The 20234-nt window shown below is 42.7% G+C and carries 15 protein-coding genes; 6 read left to right on the top strand and 9 right to left on the bottom strand.

The features are described 5' to 3' along the window. Nucleotides 1-124 precede the first annotated feature (124 nt). Nucleotides 125-1663: a glutamine-hydrolyzing GMP synthase gene (guaA, locus tag EHS13_RS28640; RefSeq protein ID WP_155703652.1), complete on the bottom strand. Its 1539-nt coding sequence runs from the start codon at nucleotides 1661-1663 to the stop codon at nucleotides 125-127. Nucleotides 1664-1720: 57 nt separating this feature from the next. Continuing rightward, a complete protein-coding gene (thrC, locus tag EHS13_RS28645) occupies nucleotides 1721-2905 on the bottom strand; it encodes a threonine synthase (RefSeq protein WP_155703653.1) in 1185 nt (394 codons plus the stop codon). A 131-nt stretch (nucleotides 2906-3036) separates the two neighbouring features. On the opposite strand from thrC, the gene EHS13_RS28650 reads away from it, so the two are divergent. Further along, the gene (locus EHS13_RS28650) at nucleotides 3037-3939 is read left to right on the top strand and encodes a LysR family transcriptional regulator (protein WP_155703654.1); all 903 of its coding nucleotides are present in this window, start codon (nucleotides 3037-3039) and stop codon (nucleotides 3937-3939) included. Here the strand turns inward: EHS13_RS28650 and EHS13_RS28655 are convergent. Continuing rightward, nucleotides 3860-4855, bottom strand: coding sequence for a polysaccharide deacetylase family protein (locus tag EHS13_RS28655; RefSeq protein ID WP_162463301.1), 996 nt, complete (start codon nucleotides 4853-4855; stop codon nucleotides 3860-3862). The genes EHS13_RS28650 and EHS13_RS28655 overlap by 80 nt on opposite strands. A 290-nt stretch (nucleotides 4856-5145) precedes the next feature. Here EHS13_RS28655 and EHS13_RS28660 point away from each other — a divergent pair, with 290 nt between their 5' ends. Beyond that, on the top strand, nucleotides 5146-6057 hold the full coding sequence (locus EHS13_RS28660) for an acyl-ACP desaturase (protein ID WP_155703656.1): 912 nt from the start codon (nucleotides 5146-5148) through the stop codon (nucleotides 6055-6057). A 74-nt stretch (nucleotides 6058-6131) separates the two neighbouring features. Here EHS13_RS28660 and bcp read toward each other — a convergent pair whose 3' ends face one another. The 4 genes from bcp to EHS13_RS28680 are packed head-to-tail and all read right to left on the bottom strand — an operon-like array spanning nucleotide 6132 to nucleotide 9229. Continuing rightward, nucleotides 6132-6596, bottom strand: a complete 465-nt coding sequence (gene bcp, locus EHS13_RS28665; protein ID WP_155703657.1) for a thioredoxin-dependent thiol peroxidase — start codon at nucleotides 6594-6596, stop codon at nucleotides 6132-6134. 30 nt (nucleotides 6597-6626) lie between these two features. Continuing rightward, complete coding sequence (locus EHS13_RS28670) at nucleotides 6627-7415, bottom strand: ABC transporter permease (RefSeq protein WP_155703658.1); 789 nt, start codon at nucleotides 7413-7415, stop codon at nucleotides 6627-6629. A 3-nt stretch (nucleotides 7416-7418) separates the two neighbouring features. Further along, nucleotides 7419-8213 (bottom strand): ABC transporter permease, encoded by a 795-nt coding sequence (locus EHS13_RS28675; RefSeq protein ID WP_155703659.1) that lies wholly within the window; start codon nucleotides 8211-8213, stop codon nucleotides 7419-7421. Continuing rightward, nucleotides 8210-9229 (bottom strand): ABC transporter ATP-binding protein, encoded by a 1020-nt coding sequence (locus EHS13_RS28680; protein WP_155703660.1) that lies wholly within the window; start codon nucleotides 9227-9229, stop codon nucleotides 8210-8212. Before EHS13_RS28680 ends, EHS13_RS28675 begins: the two co-directional genes overlap by 4 nt. A 124-nt stretch (nucleotides 9230-9353) precedes the next feature. Between EHS13_RS28680 and EHS13_RS28685 the strand changes: the two genes are divergently transcribed. The 3 genes from EHS13_RS28685 to EHS13_RS28695 all read left to right on the top strand — a co-directional run bounded on the left by EHS13_RS28685 (nucleotide 9354) and on the right by EHS13_RS28695 (nucleotide 17949). Beyond that, a complete protein-coding gene (locus EHS13_RS28685) occupies nucleotides 9354-10682 on the top strand; it encodes an LCP family protein (protein WP_227013572.1) in 1329 nt (442 codons plus the stop codon). An 894-nt stretch (nucleotides 10683-11576) separates the two neighbouring features. Next, nucleotides 11577-12932 (top strand): glutamate-1-semialdehyde 2,1-aminomutase, encoded by a 1356-nt coding sequence (locus EHS13_RS28690; RefSeq protein ID WP_155703661.1) that lies wholly within the window; start codon nucleotides 11577-11579, stop codon nucleotides 12930-12932. A gap of 454 nt (nucleotides 12933-13386) precedes the next feature. Continuing rightward, nucleotides 13387-17949, top strand: coding sequence for a glutamate synthase-related protein (locus EHS13_RS28695; RefSeq protein ID WP_227013574.1), 4563 nt, complete (start codon nucleotides 13387-13389; stop codon nucleotides 17947-17949). A gap of 87 nt (nucleotides 17950-18036) precedes the next feature. On the opposite strand, the gene EHS13_RS28700 is transcribed toward EHS13_RS28695, so the two are convergent. Next, nucleotides 18037-18519 carry a zinc-ribbon domain-containing protein gene (locus EHS13_RS28700; RefSeq protein ID WP_155703662.1) on the bottom strand — a complete coding sequence of 161 codons (483 nt, stop codon included), beginning with the start codon at nucleotides 18517-18519 and terminating at the stop codon, nucleotides 18037-18039. A 32-nt stretch (nucleotides 18520-18551) separates the two neighbouring features. Continuing rightward, the gene (locus EHS13_RS28705) at nucleotides 18552-19142 is read right to left on the bottom strand and encodes a Gmad2 immunoglobulin-like domain-containing protein (protein ID WP_162463302.1); all 591 of its coding nucleotides are present in this window, start codon (nucleotides 19140-19142) and stop codon (nucleotides 18552-18554) included. Nucleotides 19143-19257: 115 nt separating this feature from the next. On the opposite strand from EHS13_RS28705, the gene EHS13_RS28710 reads away from it, so the two are divergent. After that, entirely contained in the window at nucleotides 19258-20193 is a 936-nt protein-coding gene (locus EHS13_RS28710) for a helix-turn-helix transcriptional regulator (protein WP_155703664.1), read from the top strand. Nucleotides 20194-20234: the final 41 nt, after the last annotated feature.

Below are 20234 nucleotides of genomic sequence, written 5' to 3' on the forward strand. Positions count from 1 at the left end.
AATAATAAAGTTTTAAATGGGAAGTTTTTACACAAAAAAAATACTCCCTCCTATTTGCTAAACAAAGCAGATAAAAGAAAGTAATTTTTTGCACTCTATTGTTGCAGTTGAACTTGGAATTACACTACTCCCACTCAATTGTTGCAGGTGGTTTAGAGGTAATATCGTAGACAATGCGGTTTACATTCTCAACTTCGTTAACAATTCGATTCGAGATTTTCTCAAGTACATCATAAGGAATTCTTGCCCAATCTGCAGTCATGCCATCAATTGATGTGACAGCACGCAGCCCAACTGTATAGGAATACGTTCGAGCATCGCCCATAACGCCAACACTTTTCATATTCGGCAATGCCGTAAAATACTGCCAGATCTCACGATCAAGGCCTGCTTTTGCAATCTCGTCACGCAGAATTGCATCGGATTCACGAACAATTTTAAGTTTTTCTTCCGTCACTTCACCAAGTACACGAATCGCTAAGCCTGGACCTGGGAATGGCTGACGCCATACAATCGCATCCGGTAAGCCGCATTCCGCACCCACTATACGTACTTCGTCTTTAAACAAAGCTTTTAGCGGCTCTACTAGCTTAAACTTCATATCCTTAGGCAATCCGCCTACATTATGATGTGATTTGATCGTTTGCGCCGTAGCAGTACCACTCTCTACAATGTCTGTATACAAAGTACCTTGTGCTAGGAATGTGAAATCATCGAATTGTGCAGACTCTTCCTCGAACACGCGGATAAATTCAGTACCAATGATTTTTCGCTTTTGTTCAGGATCATCGATGCCAACTAATTTGCCCAAAAATCTCTCTTGAGCATCAATTTTGACAACCTTCATATCAAACTTGCCTACAAAGGTTTCCATAACGCTTTCGCCTTCATCTTTACGCAACAAACCGTGGTCGATGAACATACAGGTTAATTGTTTACCAATAGCTTTATGCAGCAGTATGGCAACAACAGAAGAATCTACACCACCACTTAATGCACAGAGTACCTTTTTATCGCCAACCTCTTCACGAATTTCACGGATTGTATCCTCGATGAACGTTCCCATACTCCAGTTGCCATCACAATCACAAATGTTGTAAAGAAAGTTGCGAATGATCTCATTGCCAAATATGGAATGCCTGACCTCAGGGTGGAATTGAACCCCGAACATTTTTTTATCGAAATGGCTCATTCCAGCAATTGGGGCATGGTCCGTGCTTGCATCAGCCACGAAGCCTTCTGGCAATTCAGAAACCATGTCTCCATGACTCATCCAGACTGTTTGCTTGCGGTCTAACCCATGAATCAGCAGATTATCTTCAGCAAAATCTACATCAGCTTTACCGTACTCACGCTTGCCAGCCCGCTCTACTTTCCCTTTAAGCTGGTGTGCCATTAACTGCATCCCATAACAAATCCCCAAGATAGGAATACCCAAATCATAGATTGCTGGATCCACCTGTGGAGCTTTGTCTTCGTAAACGCTAGATGGGCCGCCTGAGAAAACAATTCCTTTGGGATTTAGTGCTGTTAATTTCTCTGCAGTAACATTATAAGGCAATAGTTCGCTGTAAACGCCTAGATCGCGAATACGTCTAGCAATCAATTGATTATATTGGCCTCCAAAATCCAAGACCACAATTATTTCATTTGGCTTCGTCATGGGTCACATTCTCTCCTCGGTCGTTTCCTTGATAATATTTAGTAATTATATAGAACCTCAATTATCATAGTCAAGGAAAGATGCGAAATCCTTCAAAATATGACCCGTAAGAACACACAAAGCTGTCTCATCTGGATCAATGATCAAACTGGCAGTCAATTTCCTTAACCCAGCAACCGTTGCCGCAGATGCCGGCTCACATCCTATTCCACTTCGATCTATCAGCTGCTTTGCTGCTAGAATTTCCTCATCTGTTACACTCACCGTTACTCCTTTGGTTTGGCTCAACATTGCTTGAGCCTTGCGCCAGCTAGGTAGGTTGCCAATATTCATTGCTGAAGCTATCGTTTGTGGCTGCAGCTCGGGGATTAGTGTTGGATGGTTGCCTTCGATCATCCGATGAAATGGACTCGCCCCCTCTGCTTGAACAACAGCTACTTTCGGCAAATGATCAATAAATCCAAGCATGTACAAATCATTCAAGCCTTTGCCCAGTGAAACGGCATTGCTTAATGCACCACCGGGTACAATAATCCAATCAGGAATCTTCCAGTTTAAAGATTGTGCTGCTTCATAAATCATGCTTTTCTGTCCTTCAATTCGCCAGGGATTGATTGAATTGCATACATAAAGACCTAACTCTTCATAATTCTGCTCCAGAAAACGGATTCCATCGTCATACGTCCCTGCAATCCGGATAATTTCAGCTCCATAAGCTAGAGTTTGCTTGATTTTATTCTCCGACACCTGACGCTCCGGTACATAAACATAAGCTTTACAACCAGCCAATGCGGCATACATGGCCAAAGAGGAAGATGTGTTTCCTGTAGATGAGCAAGCAAGCTTCTGTTTTCCTAAGGAACGTGCATGTGAAACGGCTACTGTCATCCCATTATCCTTAAATGAACCGCTGGGATTCTCACTTTGCGCCTTTAGCCATACTTGACGAACCCCTGTGTAAGCCTGGAGCGACTCTGAAGCATACAAGCCCGTATTGCCTTCATATTTGGTCGTTACAAAGGCTTCAGGCAGTTCAGGGTAAATCAGCTCTTTGTAGCGCCATACGCCACTAGCGTGCATACTCATGCGTTGTGAAAGCCGCTCAGCGAACATTCGGCGCAATTTCTCACTATCCACCGCTTTAAAATCATGAACCACCTGAAATAAACCGCCACAATGACATTGATATTGAAAAGATTTATCGGAGTAATCACTCTTACATTCAAAACAAATCAGCTTCATAAGTAGCATCCCCATTCTTATCGTTGCAATGTGTGCATCGTTAGCTTTAGAATAAGACATAACCATTCATAAGAATAATATTTATTTTTACCTAATACATAAATTATATTGATGAATAGGAGGAACAAGGAGTGAATCTTCACGCCTTAAAGATATTCGCTAAAGTCGCCTTGCACGGCAGCGTAACCCAAGCAGCAGATGAGCTGCGAATCAGTCAACCGGCCGTAACTGCCCAAATTCGAAATTTGGAAAAAGAGCTAAACACCAAACTCATCTCTCCCAAAGGCAGAGGCATTATCTTAACCTCCTCTGGTGAAATTTTAGCTAAGGATGCTATTCGCCTATTTGCCTTGGAAAGTGAAATCGAAGCGCGGATGAAAGCATACAACTTAGGTCATTTAGGTAGTCTCCAGATTGTTTCAACCTATCTCCCTGCCAACTATCTGCTTCCATTGTGGCTCTCACAATTCAAACAATTGCATGCTCTAATCGATTGCACACTAACAACAAAAAACTCCACAGATGCTATGGAGTCCTTGCTTCATTATGAGGCAGAGCTTGCTGTAATTGGTGGAGGAGCTGTCAATCACCCACTAATCCATAGTGAGCTTTTGTTCGAGGATCCGCTTTGGTTTGTCGTGCCTACTAAACATCCTTATGCAGATCAGGCCGTCGCCTTGGACCAAATGATGAATGAGCCATTTATTCTAAGAGAAGAGGGAAGCTCATCTCGAGATAAATTATTTGCTTTATGCAAAATTCAGAATGCTCCTCCTCCACGAATTGGGCTGCAGTTTAATGGCTTGTCCGAATCCATTAGAGCAGTTATCGGTGGTTATGGGGCTATCTTCGTATCAGCCTTGGAAGTCAGAGAATATATAGAACGCGGTGAATTAGCCAGAGTTTATGTACAGGATGTCAATTTAGTCAATCCCATCTCACTCTGCAGAAGAGCTAAGGAAGAGCTAAGTCCGGCAGCAGCGAAGTTCCGTCAAGCAGTACTGCAGTTACACCAAGCAGACTTGCACCAATAGGCAATATTACAGGTCGTTTCAGACGCTGCAAGATATCCTGTTTAACCCGTTCTTCTTGCTCGATGAACTGTTCATAGCTGTAGGGAGATTTTGGTTTATTGGGAGAAAGCGGCGCTTGGACAGGTTTTACCGTCGTCGTCAACGGAGCAAATGCATAACCCAGTTTCTTAAAATATGCGATAATTTCTGGAAGAGCTTGAACCGTTTGACCATGCCCTGTACCATCATGCATCAGTAATATTACCTCATGATTCAAGGTGCTCCCCTTGATTTTTGCCACGATTTCATCAGCAGGTACATTCGCACGCGAAGAATCAGAGCTATCCATATTCCAATCCATCATCGTATAACCCGCTTCATCCATATCATAGTAATAGAAGGCATCAAAATGCGTATAGGTTCCTCCAGGCGCCCTGACAAGCTCTGGTTTAATTCCACATATCGAATAAAGAATTTTTTCGGTTTGCTGAATTTGCCGCCAAAACTCTAAGAGGTTCCTATTATAGAGTTGCTTATAAACATGATTATAAGTGTGATTTCCAATCGTATGACCTGCAATAAAAACCTGTTTAACAAGCTCTGGATGCTCTTCAGCCATTTTTCCAACCATAAAGAAAGTTGCCTTAATCTTGTCCTTTTTTAAAATTTCCAATACCTTAGGTGTCTGGATACTGGGTCCATCGTCAAAGGTTAAATAAACCGTTGGCTGCGTTGGCTTTGTATATGTTTTCTTTTCTTGATTGGCAGGGTAAATTCTTTTTCCGAGCATTAATTGCTCATAAAGCTCAGAAGATAAATCACTAGACTTTGCATAAATTGCAGAAATTCCATGTATATTTAGGTAAAATTGACACAATAATAGAAGTAACAGCACTATTAGTACTCTTACAGTAAAAGTGAATAAGCGAGTAAACATTAACAATCTTACCTCCGTCGGCTCTTCAGTTCCTTCTTCCATAAATTATATGTTTACATAGAGTCAATTATGACTATTATTGACTTTGTCAGCATAAACATATATGTTAAGGGGTAGTATTTAAAAATGATAAAATTATCGACACAAAAAAGAGTCATTTACTACAGTAAAAAAGTGCAACCAATGCTTGGCTATCCACGTAGATTAAACTTACGAAGCAAGTTCAGACTCAAAACTTAGATTTTGCTTACGCAGCCAGCTTTGCCTCGGTAAAGCTCTTAGGAGGAAACATGCTTCCAGAACACTATCAACTTAATATTTTTGATCACAAATTAGAGCCTTACCTAACAGAGTTATATAGACAGCATAAGGAACGTGCGGCCAATATTGACTGGAGCTACCATGAGTTCATCCCTTGGGAACTTGGTAAAAGCTTTATTGAGTTGCCTTGGTCGATAGACCAAAGGACACTTCCACCTGCCATTTATACGGCTGTTGAAACTTCGCTTTTAACGGAAGTAAATCTACCTTTCTTCTATCATCACTTAGCTACAACCTTCAAAGGATCTTTAAAAGTACTTCAGGATTTCGTTCACACCTGGGTTTCGGAAGAAGACCAACATTCATCACTATTGGAAACCTATCTTATAATAACACGAAATGCAGATCCGCATGCACTTCATTTACTGCGCAAGGAAGTTGTAGAAGGCGGGTATGCACCTGACTTTGATACTGCTATTGAGACGATGGTTTATACCACAGTTCAAGAATTAGCTACTCTAGTATTTTATAATAATGTGGCCATTGCTTGTAAAGATCACGATAAAATGTTAGCTAGCTTACTACGACGCATTGCTAAGGATGAGTCCTTGCATTTTGCTTTTTACCGCGATGCTGTTAAAGGTTATTTAGCTGTTGATCATAACTTTATTTACTATATTCACAAAGCAATGACTAATTTTGCAATGCCAGGTGTTAGCATGCCGCAATTTAAAGACCGCATGGAAGTAATCGCGAAAGATGCCAATTACGGTCCCGTCTCTTACTTCAATCAGGTATTCGAGCATTTGATCATCTTCTGGGGCATTGAAAAACTGCAGCCTAGCCGACCAGATGCTGAAAAAGCAAAGGTTGATTTGATGACCTATTACCATAAGCTTAAACGTATTTCAGAACGGATGGCTGCTAAGGGCAGTCATTGAGTTTTAAATAATAATAAAAAGACCAGAAGCAGATAACGCTTCTGGTCTTTTTATTGCGATATCGGCTACTTAAATTACTTCCCTCTTACAGTCCCCAAAACAGCTTCTACATGCCCTTTAACGCGAATGTTTCGCCATTCCTTAACTAGAATCCCTTTTTTATCGATTAGAAAAGTCGATCTGACAATCCCCATATATTCAACGCCGTACAATTTTTTAAGCAGCCAAACCTCATACAACTCACATACAGCATGATCTTCGTCCGCCAGCAGCATAAAAGGCAGGTTGTACTTATCGATAAAACGATGATGCTGTTTCACGGGATCCATACTGACTCCGAGAATTACAGTATTATTGTCAGTAAACTCTGTTATTTTATCACGAAAATCACAGGCTTGATTAATACAGGCTGTTGTCAAATCCTTAGGATAGAAATAGAGGATAACGTTTTTTCCTTTAAAATCTGATAATTTTACAATCTCCCCATTTGTAGCCGCTAGCTTAAAATTCGGTGCTTTTTTGCCAATTTCTAAAGTCATTGTGATTTCCCTCTCTGCTTGCCATTTAATCTATGAGCCTGCTCCACGGTATCTTTTTACACCAAAGTTCCAGAATAGTAATGCGGCTGTAAAGAACAACACACCAATAAGCGGAGTAATGAAGGCAAAACCTGCCCAATTATCTGCATCCAAGAAATAAGCAGCCGGATAAAAGCCAACGAAAGCAAATGGCAATATCCAGGTTAATAAAATTTGAATAGCTCTGTTGTAAATTTTCACGGGATATCTGCCATAATTCTGAATATTGTAAACAAGCGGCAAAATACCCGTCTGCGCATCCACAAAGAAGGAAATAGCCGTTAGAATGATATAAACGCCAGCATAGACGAGTACTGATCCTAATAGGAATAAAAGAAATACGAATATGTCGAGCACATGGAAAGGCAGTCCAATCTGCGCCCAAGCAATGCCCATGATAATTGCGCCAACCAACGAGCCTACTAAGGAGGCAGGATCCATATTTTCAAGGATAAGCTGGACCAGGTTGTGTGCAGGACGTGTAAGTACACGATCCATTTCGCCTTTTACAATGTATTTATCTGCGAATCCCCAAAGATTGAAAAAGCATGTAAATACACCGTAAGGAATCATAAAGTAACCATAAATAAACAAAATTTGCGCCTCGGACCACCCAGCTAAGGATTGCGTATGCAAGAAAACAACCAGAATAAAAAACAAGTTCATCCCTTGAAAAAGCAAATCTGAGATGATCTCAAGCCATAGATCGGCACGATAAGTCAGCTTCGTTTTCATATAATTTTTGGAGTAATCTAGAAATAAGGATCCATAGAATAACATGCCTTAACCTCCCTGCACAAACAAGCGATGACGCGCACGGCGCCAAATTAAATAAATCGGCAAAATCAGAACGAGAAACCAAGCAATTTGCACAGCAAATACCTGTTGGATTGCCGAGCCTGCTACTTTTCCAGTGAAAACCGCACTGGGTAAATATGAGATGGCTTGAAAGGGCAGCCAGTGTAAAATCCGCTCAGCCCACAACGGAAAAAAAGCAATGGGTACGATTAGCCCTGAAAACAAATCGACAGCAACCCGCTTCATCCGCATCAAACCTTCATTATTTTCCACGAAGAACGCAAACAATCCGGTTAAAATGTTAATTTGTGAGTTAATCAAGTAACTGAATAGCAGCATGGCGAAAAAAATCAACCAAATGACAGGATCCTTGGGCAGCTGCACCGGCAGTATAAAGCAAACAATAATCATTCCAGGTGTTGAAAATAGGATCAATCGAAAAAGTCCCTCACCCATGCCTTGGAATATTTTGACTAGAAGATATTTATATGGTCGAATAAATTGGATTGCTACACTGCCGTCTTTGATTTCACGAGCAATCTCACTGTCCAGATTGTTGAAATAAAACGCACGTGCCATCCATGAAACGGCTACATAAGTGGTCATTTGACCCATATCCATGCCCATTAAACTGCCATTTCCTGCATAAATCGCTTTCCACAAAAAGTATTGCGCTCCTATATTAACGATGTAAATCACAATTCCACTATAATAATTCATCCGATAAGCTAACATCATCAGAAAACGCATACGGATCATTTCCAAATAAGCACCCATCATAGCTCTATCTTTCCTTTTGCCGAACCTGATTTATAGATTTCACGCACAATGTCATCGGTGTTGGTTTCAATGATTTTGACATCGTGGATAGGCATTACACCAACGACTCTGCTCAATACCTCCGAGAGATTAGCCTGCTCCGTTGGCACCCAGACTTTGGCCACATATTCATTTTCTTGTGACCACGCTACCTCTAGCCCAGCAGTTAAAGCCTGTAAAGCAAAAAGTTCCTGTCCCGAGGTAAATTGGAAAACAATTTCCTTGCCCTTACCCCAACGATTTTTCAGTTCTTCTAGTCCACCGTCATAAATAACTTTTCCATCATCCAACATGATTACTCGTGAGCAAAGCGCCTCAATATCCTGTAAATCATGGGTAGTGAGTAAAATCGTTGTTTCATAACGTTGGTTCATCGATTTAAGAAACTCACGAATTTCGGTTTTTACGACAATATCCAGACCAATGGTCGGCTCGTCCAAGAAGACTATAGCCGGATTATGAAGTAACGAGGCAGCTAGCTCACAGCGCATCCGCTGTCCCAGACTAAGCTTTCTTACTGGCCGATTAAGTAAATCTGCCAATTGCAGACGCTGCACCAGCTCATCTAGACGTGATTTATAATCCGCTTCACTAACTCGATAAACCTTCCGCAGCAGCTGAAAGGACTCAATTACACCAATATCCCACCATAATTGACTGCGTTGGCCAAATACTACACCAATTCCACGAACGAATTTTTCTCTTTCTTTATAAGGCACAAAGCCATTCACATGAATTTCTCCCGAAGTGGGCACAAGAATCCCTGTGAGCATCTTGATTGTTGTCGATTTACCTGCGCCATTCTCGCCGATGTAGCCACAAATCTCACCTTTTGGAATCTGAAAGCTAATATCATCTACAGCAGTAATTTCATTATATTCCCGGCGAAAAAGATCTTTTAGTGCCCCCTTAACTCCTTCTCGGTTGCGTTGTGCTTTGAATTGTTTAGTAAGGTTTTTGACATCTATTGCCAGCATTGTATTTCGAGTCCTCCGTTCGACTTGCATATCTGAAGTTGGGCATTCTATAATGAAAGAATATACAAATCATACATCAACCCTTAGCAAAGGAAAAGGTTTGAATCGTAAAGGTAGGGACATCATGCGTAAAAAGATTAAATGGAGTTTGATTTCAATAGGCAGTATCGCAATTCTTCTTATCGGCTATTATATTATTCATCTATACTCGGCGGTTAATCATATAGGTGCAGCAAAACCGAATTCACCCATTCAGCAACTCGACAACATAAGTAAAAATGACCCGGAATTAGCCGCTCCCAAATGGGAAGGCACACAAAGAGTTAATATTCTAGTGCTTGGTGCCGATGCTCGCGGTCTGGAAAAAAGCGGCAACGAAGTACCTCGTTCTGACTCAATGATGGTAGTTTCAATAGAACCTAATACTAAAAAGGCCTTATTAATTTCCATTTTGCGTGATACATACGTGAAGATTCCAGGGCATGGTTCAGATCGAATCAATGCAGCAATGGCATTAGGCGGACCTACATTAGCGATGAAAACTGTCAGCAATTTATTGGATATTCCGATTCAGTATTATGTCTATATGGATTTCAAAGGCTTTATCGGCGTTGTCGATGCACTCGGCGGAGTCAGTATCGATGTTGAAAAAGATATGGATTATGAAGATGCAGAAGATGATCATGTTTATGATATCCATCTTAAGCAAGGTTATCAGGAATTGGATGGAAAAACAGCTCTGCAGTATGTACGTTTCCGTCATGATGCCATGTCAGATTTCACCCGTTCCGAAAGACAGCGTAAGTTTTTAACAGCTATCTCAGAAAAAATGCAATCAACTGCAGGCATTATTAAACTGCCAAGTATTCTTGCAGCTATTGATCCCTATATCGAAACGAATATTGATACCTTTTCGGAAAAGATGAAGCTTGGAGCCCTTGGTTTTGATGCAAAATCCTCTGGTTTTGTGGGAATTCAAGTTCCCCCTGCTCATTTATTAGATGATACCCGAATTAACGGAGCGTCTGTTCTTTCAACGGATCCTGAATTATTGAAAGCCTATATTCAAGATAAGTTTGTTGAGTCCCTAACCGGAGTGGAGCAGCCCCTTGCCCATATGCAACCGACTGCAACGAGGAGACCTACATCAAGACCATCTACACCAAAGCCTACACCAACTGCTACACCACTTGCATCAGTAAAACCAACACCAACACCAACTCCCACTCCAACTTCATCTGGGGAGCCTATAATACCATCGGAATCCATACAGCCTAGTCCTTCGGGAGACCCTGTTGAATCCATTAGTCCTACTGAGGTACCAGTAACAAATGTTGACCCAACGCCAACACCTATACCATCAGCAACTCCAATTCCAACAACTACACCAGTACCTACAGTAGCACCTAATGTAACACCATCGCCTAAGCCTGTTATTCAATCGGGTGGTTGAAGGGAATCGTTGGGGAAGTGACCTAGGGAATTGGCCTAGAGAAGTGACCTAGAGAAGTGACCGAGTAAATAAAGATAAGTGAAGCAGTCGGTCTAACCTAGACCGGCTGTTGTTTATTTAAGGGGGGTGTCCCCGAATGAACTGAGATCACTTAAACAAGGTGCAGAAATGCACCTCATTTCGGGGAATGAGCCATGATCACTCAAGCAAGGTGCAGATTTGCACCTCATTTCGGAGAATGAGTGGAGATCGTTCAAACAAGGTGCAGAAGTGCTCCTTAGCAAATTGAGATTTTCTTAATAGCTAAAGAGAATGATATTGTAACGGTATGAAATATCGTTACAGAATCAGATTGGTTTTAAGTAACCTGCTGTTAGGATGTTTTTTATCGTTAGAAGGATTTTAGATAGTTGCTGCTTGCTGACACACACGTTGTAACGGTATTAAATATCGTTACAGAACCAGATTGGTTTTAAGTAACCTGCTGTTGGATGTTTTTTATCGTTAGAAAGATTTTAGATAGTTGCTGCTTGCTGACACACACGTTGTAACGGTATGAAATATCGTTACAGAACCAGATTGGTTTTAAGTTACTGCTGTTAGGATGTTTTTTATCGTTAGAAGGATTTTAGATAGTTGCTGCTTGCTGACACACACGTTGTAACGATATGAAATATCGTTACAGAACCAGATTGGTTTTAAGTTACTGCTGTTAGGATGTTTTTTATCATTTGAGTGACTTTAGACGGTTATTGTTTGTAGACACATACGGTGTAACGGTATGAAATATCGTTACAGAACCAGATTGGTTTTAAGTAACCTGCTGTTAGGATGTTTTTTATCGCTATAGAAATATTTTGAGTAATTCATTTTAGTTACAAGGGGAGATACTTAGTGGGGAAAGTTAGGAAGCAATCTGAGGTATTTTATAAAGAAGCTTTAAAGCATATTGTTGGTGGAGTTAACAGTCCTTCGCGGTCATTCAAGGCTGTGGGTGGAGGCGCGCCAGTATTCATGAAGCGCGGGAAAGGCGCTTATTTCTGGGATGTGGATGATAATCGCTATATCGATTATCTGGCAGCTTATGGTCCGATTATTCTCGGACATGCCCATCCAGATGTGACGGAGGCAATATGCCGTGCCGCAGAGAACGGGCTTTTGTATGGGACACCGACGGAGCTCGAGGTAACTTTTGCCCAGATGCTGAAGGACGCGATTCCTTCGTTGCATCAGGTCAGGTTTGTGAACTCCGGCACGGAAGCGGTGATGACGACGATTCGCGTGGCACGCGCCTACACCGGACGCAGCAAGATCATCAAGTTTGCCGGATGCTATCACGGCCACTCGGATCTGGTGCTGGTTGCGGCCGGTTCGGGTCCTTCAACGCTCGGCATTCCGGATAGTGCCGGCGTTCCGCCTTCTATTGCGCAAGAGGTCATTACAGTGCCGTTCAACGACTTGGCGGCGCTGGAGACCGCGCTTGCGCGGTGGGGTTCTGAAACGGCGGCGGTGATGGTCGAGCCGATTGTCGGGAACTTCGGCATGGTTATGCCGAAGGCGGGTTATCTGGAAGGGCTGTGCAGCTTGGCGCGACAGCACGGGGCTTTGGTGATCTACGACGAGGTGATCACCGCGTTTCGCTTTCAGTACGGCGCGGCGCAGACGTACGAGGAGTTGCCTTTGCTAGGCGACGCTAAGGACGCCGCAGCTTGGAAAGCGGTCGAGCCGGACCTCACGGCGCTCGGCAAGATCATCGGCGGCGGCCTGCCCATAGGCGCCTATGGCGGCCGCCAAGACATTATGGAGCAGGTAGCCCCTCTCGGTCCCGCTTATCAAGCGGGAACCATGGCCGGTAACCCTGCCTCCATATCTGCAGGCATCGCCTGCTTACAGGCGCTGAAGCAGCCAGGCGTCTACGCCAAGCTCGACTCCATGGCTGCCCGCTTAGCCGCAGGCATTCAAACCGCAGCCGATAAGCACGCTATCGACTTAACCATCAACCGGATTGGCGGAGCCTTCTCCACTCATTTTTGCAATCATCCCATCACCAATTATGAGGAAGCGCAAGATACCGATGGTGAAATATTTGCGCAATTTTTCCGATTGATGCTGGATCAAGGAATTAATCTTGCGCCATCCAAATATGAAGCTTGGTTTATGACTATTGCACACAGCGAAACTGACTTGGATGAAACCCTAACTGCCGTAGAGAATGCTTTCGCAGTAATGAGCAAAACACGAACAATCTAATTTTTCATCCAAGACTATTTTTTTTCAAAACCCACCTCAAAGCCAACGTCAGCATTATGACATTGGCTTTTTTATTTACCAACACCGCCAATATTCACCATTATTCACTGATATGCAATTTAGGTAACGCTTTCATTTCACTAAATTTCCAATCTTACCCTTCTCGCTATTGTCCTGCCTTGAATTTCATGTTATTCTGATACTACTTTGCCATATTAATAATTTTTAAGAATCAAAGCATATAGACAAAGGATTTTCTTACCATCGCTCAAACGTCAGAAATTATATTCGCCCCGCATGGCTTACCAATTCAGAGATATTCTAAAGTGAAATACCCCATGAAAAACGAAGTTTTAAATAAATGAAATATGCAGTATTAATGTATTTTTATTCATTTATTATTCAGATAAATCATTCCCTACAGGAGGTGGAGGTCAGTCATCTGACCGACAACATGAACAGAATTATGCATAACGAAAGCCATTTTCAGAATCTTTTGGAAACCGAACATGACAGCTGTGGGATTATCAGTATCATCGAAAAGAATGGTTTACCCTCAAGCGACAATATAGCAAAAACGATAAATGCACTGGTCAAGCTAGAGCATCGTTCGGGTTTTATCAATGGCGAAGGTGACGGCTGTGGTATTCTCACAGATATTCCTCGTGCACTTTGGGAAGCTCGTTTGCAAGCTGCTGGCTTAGATGGCAAGCTTGCTTTTGATAGCCGTTTTACGATTGCCCATATTTTCGTACCGCGTAAATTGGAGCTTAGTGTAGCTGAAATCCAAACTCAGATCCGTCAGCTTTTTAACTCACACCAGGTTACTATTCTAATAGAGCAAGAAAACCAAGTCGACAGCTCCGTGCTTGGAAGCAACGGTCGTTTGGATGAGCCTACTTTTTGGCAGGTCGCTGCAATATGTGAAGAACCCAATGTGCGTACAGCGGATCACCTTTTTGAACTGCATATCGCCATCGAGAGCAAATTCACCGTTCATGTTGCAACATTAAGCAACACTACTGCTGCTTACAAAGTTATGGGTGCTGCTAGTATTCTCCCACTTTACTTTAATGATACACGTGATCCCTTATTTGCTGCGCAAGTAACGATTGGTCACAACCGTTTTTCTACTAATACATTATCCAGCTTCTTCCGTGTTCAGCCTTTCTCTTTGCTCGGACATAATGGAGAGATTAACACTATCAAGAAGCTTCGTTACGAAGCAGATATGATTGGCGTTCCTCTCGTAGATGGCGGAAGTGACTCACAGGACATGAACCGTACGATCGAAACGTTTATTCATCGTTTTGATTTAAGCTTATTTGAAGCCATGGAAATTGTTTTCCCACCCATTATTAGTGAAATGAAATTATATCGCCCAGAGCTGCAGGATTTATATGTGTACTTCCGTCAAATCTGGGGGCACTTTGCCCAAGGTCCTGCTGGGATTGTCTCAAGATACGGAAACGAATGTATTTATAGCGTGGATGCGCTAGGCTTACGTCCATTATGGATGGTAGAAAGCGAGGAATCTCTATTCTTTTCATCGGAGCAAGGGATTATTTCCGTCGGGGAAATGGTTAGTGAACCAAAAGCAATCGCACCAGGCGAAAAGATCGGCGTAAAGTTAAATCCAGGCCAACCAGTTGAGGTTGTTACTTACCCAGAAGTGCAGAATCTAGTTTTGGAACGGGCCAGCCGCAAAATAGATTTCACAGGCATGCGCAAATTCTTATCCTACACTCCAACTGGTTTAAACGAATCCTTTGACGATGCCTCAACTATTACAGATTCACTTTATAGCGCATTTGGTTGGGATCGCGAAGGCATTCAAATGATCGAAACCATGTCGGAAACCGGCGCAGAGCCGATTCGTTCATTAGGTCATGATGGCCCACATGCTGCATTACACTGGGAACGTCAAAATATTCCTGATTTTATTAAAGAAAGCGTTGCTGTTGTAACCAACCCTGCGATTGACCGCGACCGTGAAATGGAGCATTTCTCGACTCGAATTATTGTTGGGCCGCGTCCAGCCGTATTCGCAGCATTAGACAACCGCCTTCGTTTGGAGCTATTGGCTCCGCTTGTGCTTGAAGGAGTTAATGGACTTGATAGTGAAGCCGATTTAAGCCAGCCATCACTTGAGCAATTGCTTGGCGTTTTCCAAGCACATTCTCCAAATGCTGTAGCAACTCTATCCACAACCTTCCCAAAAGGAACTACCATTAGTGCTGCATTAGACAAATTAGCTGATGATGCTGTTGCTGCCGTTAAACAAGGAGCACTTTTACTCTTATTGGACGACAAGCTTGCTCATCAAAATGACCTTTTGTGGCTCGAACCGCATCTTGCTGTATCCAAAATTGATATTGCCCTGCGTTCAGAAAAACTAGGCTTAGGCGATAACCTGCGTCGACAGGCTTCCATTGTGCTTCGTTCTGGTGCTATTCGTAATCTGCATGACATTGCAGTAGCTTGCGGGCTAGGTGCAGATGTGATTTCACCTTACTTATTATTCGGTACTGCATCAAGTAAAAGCGGATCTCCAGCAGCAAAAAAAGTCCATTCGGCTTTATCAAAAGGTTTGGAAAAAGTTATCTCCACCATCGGTACTCACGAGTTGCGCGGTTATACCCGCTTCTTTTCTTCCATCGGACTACATCCCGAGGTTGCAGAAGTACTGGATATCGTTAACTATCTGGGCAGTGAAAAAGCGGGTACCAGCTTTGCCAAACTAGAAGCGGATGCCGAGAAACGGTATGCTGACTTCAGCGATCCAAAAGCCAAAGCAGCACGCAACTTCCACTTTTTCCAACGGATGTGGAAATCCTTGAATGAAGCGGCTGCCGGTACATCACCATATAGCGATTACACAGATAAGCTTCGCGAAGAAGAGATCAAGAACCCTGTTTCAATTCGTCATATCACTGACTTCAATTATACTAAAGCTCTACAAGGTCGCAGCCCGTTGAATCCAGAGCAAGTGGATATTTCTGTGGGTGATCACAGCTTGCCGATGCTTATCTCTTCGATGTCATTTGGCTCACAGAATGAAACGGCCTTCCGCTCTTACGCCGAAGCTGGTGAACGTCTTAACATGGTTACCATGAACGGTGAAGGCGGCGAGATCAAGGATATGCTCGGTCGCTACAAAAAAACGCGTGGAGCGCAGGTCGCATCTGGTCGTTTCGGGATTAACGTCGAGCTTGCTAATTCCGTTGCTTTCCTAGAAATTAAAATTGGCCAAGGTGCAAAACCAGGTGAAGGCGGACATTTACCAGGCTCCAAGGTAACAGCCAAAATCGCAGCAGCACGTAATGCGACTATCGGTTCCGATTTGATCTCACCTTCCAATAATCATGATATTTATTCCATTGAGGATTTATCACAGATTATTTCGGAATTACGCGAAGCAAGCGGCCGTAAAGCCAAAATTATTGTAAAAGTACCTGTTGTTCCAGGCATCGGTACAATTGTAGTTGGTGTTGCCAAAGCAGGCGCTGATGTTATTACGTTATCCGGTTTCGATGGCGGTACAGGTGCAGCACGGATTCATTCCTTAACACATGTAGGATTGCCAACAGAAATTGGTACCAAGCTTGCTCACGTCGCTTTAATTGAAGCAGGTCTGCGTCATCAGGTTGAGCTTTGGTCCGATGGCGGCTTAAAGTCGGGTGTCGACGTTGTGAAAATGATGATGCTCGGCGCTAACCGCTGTGGCTTTGGAAGTATCGCGATGCAAGCAATCGGCTGTACGACTTGCCGAGGCTGTCATTTAGATACCTGCCATGTCGGAATTGCTACGCAGATTGATTCGATGGAAGAAGCCGAAGAAAAAGGCTTGCGTCGTTTCGTACCACGCGTCTTGGATCTTGCAGTGGATGGCTTGGTTCGTTTATTCGGGTCGATGGGCGAAGAGGTTCGTTCCATTGTTGCAGAGCTTGGTTTTAAAAACGCGCAAGAGCTTGTTGGCCGTTCTGATTTATTGGTGCAAGCACGTTGCCTCGAGCAAATTGATTTGTCCGATATTTTACGCCCTGCTCCTGCTCAATTCATCAATGTTGAAAAACCAGACACTGCGATTAATTATGATGATGTTGCCGAAATGGCAACTGTAGATATTCCATTAGCTGCTGGTGCTGAAGGGCAAGCCTTCTATCCAACTGCCGTTTCTTTTCAAGCTCCAGTCAATCGTACTTGGTCAAAGCTTTCATCTGAAGCACGTATTCTTGGTGCTCGTTTCTCCAGTCTTCGCGTTAGCGATCACCTCGATGGCAGCTACGATAGCTTGCCTAAGATTTCGCTTGATCTTACGGATGGCTCTGTACCTGGAAATGGTTTAGCTGCATTTAATGCTCGCGGTGTTAATATCACCGTACATGGCGGAGCTGAAGACGGCGTTGGTAAAATGGCCGCAGGCGGGAAAGTTGCCATTCTAAAATCTCCAAGTCGTTATAATGCTTACATCAATGGATCTGTTGGTAAATCCTTCGGATACGGTGCACAACACGGTCTATTCCTAATTCAAGGAAATGCGGATTCTCGTGCTTGCATTCGTTTCTCTGGAGCTGATGTCGTATTCGGTGGTGAAATTACTACTCCTCTGCAGGATCATTTAGGTGGAATAGCTAGTCGCGCTAACTTAAAAGGCTTCGCTTTTGAATATATGACCAACGGTCGTGCCGTTGTTCTTGGTGATCCAGGTCCATGGATATGTGCAGGTATGACAGGTGGAGTCGTTTATCAACGACTTAACCCTGAGATGGGCCTCGATATCGCTGCCATTGAGCGTCGTATTGCAAAAGGAGCTAAGATTAAAATTGAGCCGATCGGTGCTCAGAGCCTTAAAGATCTAAATGAGCTCCTAGGCGCTTATCAAGCTGAGCTTGCAAACTCCGGTCAAACGGATGCAGCAGCACAAATAGAGTCGCTATTGAATGATCTTGTTACAAGCTTCGTACGGATTGCTCCAGTTGGCTTACAGGCTGATCAATCAGTTGCAACGGAGTAAAACACACCTAATATAATATATAAAAAAGCGTTAGAGTAAAAACTCTAGCGCTTTTTTATATTAACTCAAAGTAAGAAAAGCTCCATTTCACTTTACAACTGTTCCACACTTCTCACAAAAATGAGCTTCAGGTGCTAATTCAGCCCCACAATTGTTGCAAACGGTCTGAATTTGCGCAACTTCTTCCTCTTCGTCTTCCTCCATTTCCACCTCAGGTTCAAATGGGAATTGCTTCCCACACTTAGGGCAGAATCTTGCTTCCATGGAAGCCTTGCCGCCGCAATCACACATTTTCTCATTCTTGATCACTTCAATATCGCGTTCCAGCTGAGAGATTTCATTTTCTAGAATCATGTTATCTTTGGAGAATTTTCGGACTGCATCCTCTGCCAAGGTTAAATCATTTGCTTTATAAGCTTCATATACTGCATGACCTATTTGTGTATTATTGCGTTCAATTTCGCGCTTTAATCCAGAAATCTGCGTATTGATTTTTGTTGTTTTCATGGTTTGCTGGGCATAATCTGTTGCTTTATTTGCCCCTTCTTTAAGCTTCTGAAAAATATTCATTTTAGTAGTCTCCCTTTCTTAAATAAGCTCAATTATGGTTTAAAGCTCTCTAACGGAACAGTAATAATATTGATTTTACTGCCGTCCTTAGCACTATATTCGAATAATTCCACAGATAATGTGCCGTTAAGAGGCAGCTTATCTTTAGAAATCTGAATATCTAATGTAAATGCTGACCAAGCAGGACCACCTTCATTCAACATATAGTTTTTCTCTAAAAGATAGGTATGCCCGTCTGTTACCGCATAACTCATGACAGCTTCGAACACCCTTCCTTCACCTGTTACACTATACTTGCCATTTGTCCCACTAGCTTTAATCTTACGAAATGCATTGTTTTCTGTAGGCTCCACGCCACCATAATATATTTCAGCTCGCTTTAGATCTGCATTCCATTGAACCGCTCCGCCTAATAATTCACCAATCGCCTTCATCGGAATATAAGTATTCCCTTCATAATTCAGAATAGGCAGCTCCGGGCTATTATATTGTGTATTGTTGACATAAATCGGATATGTAGCTTTAACCAGCATATATTTCATCGTTGCAGCCAATGAAGGTAACGTAGTCATAAGTATACCACCCACCAATACCCCAATTGCAAATCCTCTAAATTTCTTCATTAGATCCCCACCCTCACACAAATTAGTTATAATCATTATATAACTGAATTTAGTGTTCTAATACTAATACCCATCTCCTTAGCTTTTGAATAATAAATAAATTGGAGGCTTCCAAATGAAATTAGATCGACTGCTTGCCATAACTATGCTACTGCTAAATCGGAAACGGGTTGGTGCCAAAGAGCTCTCAGATCGATTCGAGGTTTCTTTGCGTACCATTTATCGAGATTTGGAATCAATTAATCAATCTGGGATTCCTATTATTTCGTATACCGGCTCCGACGGTGGTTATGAGATTATGGACCAGTATCGATTGGATCGACAGCTGCTTTCTTTGGAAGAGCTGCAATCAATTATACTTGCATTAAAAAGTATGCACCCCTCCTTAGATGAGCCGGATATAGGCAGTCTATTAGATAAGGTTGGCACTCTGATGTCCAAAACAGAGCAAGGTGCAGCCGCAGCCATAAGCCAGCAAGTCGTGATCGATCTTAATCCTTGGCATGGCGGAGATACAGAAAAAGAGAAGTTAAGTATTTTAAAAAAGGCAGCACGCGATCTTCAATTGGTCCGGTTTGCTTATACAAATTCAGAAGGCTCTGACAGCGAAAGGGATTGCGAGCCTTTGGGTATTGTCATGAAACGATACATTTGGTACTTACATGGGTACTGCCGTTTGCGCAAAGAGCTGCGGATTTTCCGGCTTTCGCGGATTAAAGATTTGCAGCAGCTTTCTGAAGCTTTTGAGCGTAGACTTATCCCTCCTGAGGATATGGATTACCGCTGGGAGCGTTCGAACCGTGCAGAGTGCGTCCGCTTAGTCTTGTTGTTTCAGCCAAAAGCTAAAGCGAAGGTTCAGGATTATTACTCAGCCGATAAAATTGTCGTACAGCCCGACGGTACAATATTAGTTACCACTATGCAGCCTGAAGAGCCCTGGCTCTATGGATTTTTACTGAGCTATGGTGCAGACTTGAAAATTCTAGAACCACAATCGGTCTTACAAGCTGTTATGAAAAAGGCGCAAGAAATTGTTCAGCTATATATTTAATTACTGACATAATGCTGTCAGGGAGAGTGGGGTAAGATGAA

The sequence above is a fragment of the Paenibacillus psychroresistens genome, assembly GCF_009728935.1.
GTDB classification, from domain to species: domain Bacteria; phylum Bacillota; class Bacilli; order Paenibacillales; family NBRC-103111; genus Paenibacillus_AC; species Paenibacillus_AC psychroresistens.